This is a genomic window from Candidatus Effluviviaceae Genus I sp., from assembly GCA_016867725.1.
Classification (GTDB): Bacteria; Joyebacterota; Joyebacteria; order Joyebacterales; family Joyebacteraceae; genus VGIX01.
Genome location: VGIX01000087.1, coordinates 1 through 3,115 on the forward strand (window position 1 = coordinate 1; position 3,115 = coordinate 3,115).

Consider the following 3,115-nt stretch of genomic DNA (forward strand, 5'->3'; position numbering starts at 1 on the left):
CCGGAGTTGCCGGCGGCGAAGACCACGAGGAAGCCCTTGTTGCCCCACATGAAGCTGTCCACGTCAACGCAGTAGGAGTTGTAGCTGTTCTCGGACCCGCCCCACGAGTTCGAGTGCACCCGGGCGCCGAGGTTGTGCGCGTTCGTGAATGCCGCCGTGAGGCTCGTCGGGATGTTCACCTGCCCCGTCGAGCAGGACCACGAGTCGTCCGCGCCCACGTCCTGGATGGCGAGCTTCGCCGCATAGGCCATGCCGTTGTAGTTGTAGTTGCCGGCGTTGATGTAGGACTGGTCGCCCGCGAGCGTGCCGCACACGTGGGTGCCATGCCCGGTGCCGCAGCCGTCATAGGGATTGCCCCCGTAGGTCACGTAGCTCACCACCTTGCGATGGCTCGGCCCGGGGGCGGCTCCGCCGGTCTCGCGGAACCAGCACGAGTTGTAGTCGAGCCCCGAGTCCATGACGGCGGCGAGCTGATCCTCGCCGTGCAGCCCCTTGTCCCAGATCGGCGTGCTCGCCGAGGCGTTCGACTGGACCACCCACTTCGTCGTGTCGTTCAGAAGGAAGAACTCGGGCTTCTCCTCGATCCACCACACGTCGTTCAGGCGCGCGAGCGCCGGCAGCGCGTCGGGGGCCGCGCGGACGACGATGAGCTTCTGGAATCCGTCGTCGTGCATCTCGAGCACCTCGGCGCCGAGCGCGCGGACCTGCTGCGCCGTGGACGCCTGGTTCCGGAAGACCCGCACCATGAGCGTGTGCCACGGGTCCGACGCCCGCTCCGGGTGGCGGAGCTCGATGGCGCCGATGGTCGGGGAGAGCCGGTACGCTGGATGGAACGGGCCGGTCCAGCGGACGGCGTCCGACGACCCAAGCGCCTCGCGGGCCTCGGGCGTCATCCTGACGATGTACGTGTTGTCGGGGATGTAGGCGATGAGCTCGCCGCCCGCCGCCCTCACGTCATCCTTGCGTTCCTCGGTCGGAGGGCCGGAGAGCTGGACGAGGTAGTACTCCTGCGCGCCCGCCCGCTCCGTGGCGCGGAGCTCGGGGGGCACGGCGGCCTCGCCCGTGACCGGGTCGAACGGGTAGGCAAGGAGGTGGATCGTCTCGGCCTGCGCGCTTCCCATCATCGCCGCCGTGAGCGACAGCAATACGACGGCCACCGACACGCTGAAGCGTCCGGGCACGGAGTGCCTCCTTTCGCCGGCCCACCGTCGCCGGTCGAACCGGTCAGTGATGCAGGACATCACGCCGTCGGACGCCGGCCCTGGCTCGGCCGATCCGCGGCTCCGTATGGCAAGGCCGCGCGGGCCGCCACCGACCCGCCAGTCGGGTTCATCATATCAGAGCTTCCGCCCTGCTGTCAAGCGATGAGGCTCGCCGGTGAGCTCCGGCGCAGGATCGCCGGGTCTCGACACCGGGGAACCGGCGATGAACCAGGCGTCATGTTGGCGATTGCGGGCCCTCGTGACATTGCGGTAAGCTCACCCCCGCTCCGCGTGGCTTCGCCACAGCTCACCGGGAGGCGCACCCCGTCATGAATGTCCTCGTTCTGAACTGCGGGAGCTCGTCGGTCAGGTTTCAGCTGATCGGCCCCTCGTCGGATGAGCCGCTCGGCAAGGGGCACGTGGAGCGCATCGGGGCGGCGGACGCCGTCGTAACCTACCGCTCCCGAGGCAAGGCCGGGGTGCGTGAGACGAGCGAGGTCGGCGACCATGGCGCCGCCCTTCGCATGGCCCTGGCGAACCTGCTGCACGACGAGCAGGGGGCGATCGCGACCGCATCCGAGATCGGCGCCGTCGGCCATCGCGTCGTCCACGGAGGAGGCATCTTCCAGGACGCCGCCCTGATCACCGAATACGTCATTGAAGGCATCCGCTCCTGCGCCAGGTTCGCCCCTCTCCACAACCCGCACAACCTCAGGGGCATCCAGGTCTGCGCCGAACTGCTGCCCGGGGTGCCCCAGGTCGCCGTCTTCGACACGGCGTTCCACCAGACGATGCCCCCCGAGGCCTACACGTACGCGCTGCCGCAGGACATCAGCAGGAAGCTCCGGATCCGCCGCTACGGCTTCCACGGCACATCCCACCGCTTCGTCGCCGGCCTCGCAGCGGAGACGCTCGGGCGGCCACTCGCGGAGCTCCGGCTCATCACCTGCCACCTCGGCAACGGGGCGAGCGTCACGGCGGTGAGAGGCGGGGTCTCCGTGGAGACGTCGATGGGCTTCACGCCGCTCGAGGGTCTCGTGATGGGGACGCGGTGCGGCGACATGGACCCCTATGTCGTGCTCTACCTGCTCGAGAACGACGGGATGAGCGCCGCGGACATCGGGCGGCTCCTGAACGAGCAGAGCGGGCTTCTGGGCCTTTCCGGCGTCAGCAACGACATGCGGGAGCTTCTGGGCGAGGCGGAACTGGGGAACGCAAGCGCGCGACTGGCGGTGGACGTGTTCTGCCACCGGGTGACGAAGTACATCGGCGCCTACGCCGCGGTTCTGGGCGGCGCGGACGCCGTCGTGTTCACGGGAGGCATCGGGGAGGGCTCGGCCGCGGTGCGCGAGCAGATCTGCAGGGGGCTCGAGTTCCTGGGGATCGAGGTCTCGCCGGAACGGAACAGCGCGCACGGGCCGAACATCAGCGTCGGGACCACGCCGGTCCTCGTCGTGCACACGAACGAGGAGCTGGCCATCGCCCGGGAGACCCGCCGCGTGCTGTCGGGGGGGTAGGGTCACCCGGCTGTGCGGAGGGCCCCGTTCGTGCCGGCGTCCCGCCGGAGGCTTGGGCCCAGCCGGGGCAGTGGTTTCGTCTGATGACAAGTTAGCGTCCGTGTGCTATAATGGAGAGTCATGGTGGCCTGCGGCCACCTGGAGAGCAAGCGGCCCGCGGGTCGTATGCGGGTCATTGTTGAGGGGGTTGTCATTCTCGGAGGTGAACCGTGCCTCGGTTGATCCTCACGCTCGCGCTTGTCCTCGTTCTGTCGGTCGTGTCCGTGGCAGGCGAGTACGTTTCTCTGGCGCCGACGATGGCGCCGTTCTCTGTCCGGGTCCTTGAGTCGACGGGGAGCCGGACGGTGCTGGAGTACACGGTCGGTGGGTACGAGCGGACCCCGGTCGAGATCGACG

3 protein-coding genes are annotated in these 3,115 nt (G+C 68.9%); 2 read left to right on the forward strand and 1 reads right to left on the reverse strand.

What is annotated here, in order from left to right:
- The coding region (locus FJY74_09655) for a S8 family serine peptidase (GenBank protein ID MBM3308577.1) at window positions 1-1,181 on the reverse strand (1,181 nt) is incomplete at its 3' end.
- 350 nt (window positions 1,182-1,531) lie between these two features.
- On the opposite strand from FJY74_09655, the gene FJY74_09660 reads away from it, so the two are divergent.
- Both FJY74_09660 and FJY74_09665 read left to right on the forward strand, forming a co-directional pair.
- Window positions 1,532-2,719, forward strand: a complete 1,188-nt coding sequence (locus tag FJY74_09660) for an acetate kinase (GenBank protein ID MBM3308578.1) — start codon at window positions 1,532-1,534, stop codon at window positions 2,717-2,719.
- Between the two features lie 209 nt (window positions 2,720-2,928).
- A partial coding sequence (locus FJY74_09665; protein MBM3308579.1) for a hypothetical protein occupies window positions 2,929-3,115 on the forward strand: 187 nt, incomplete at its 3' end.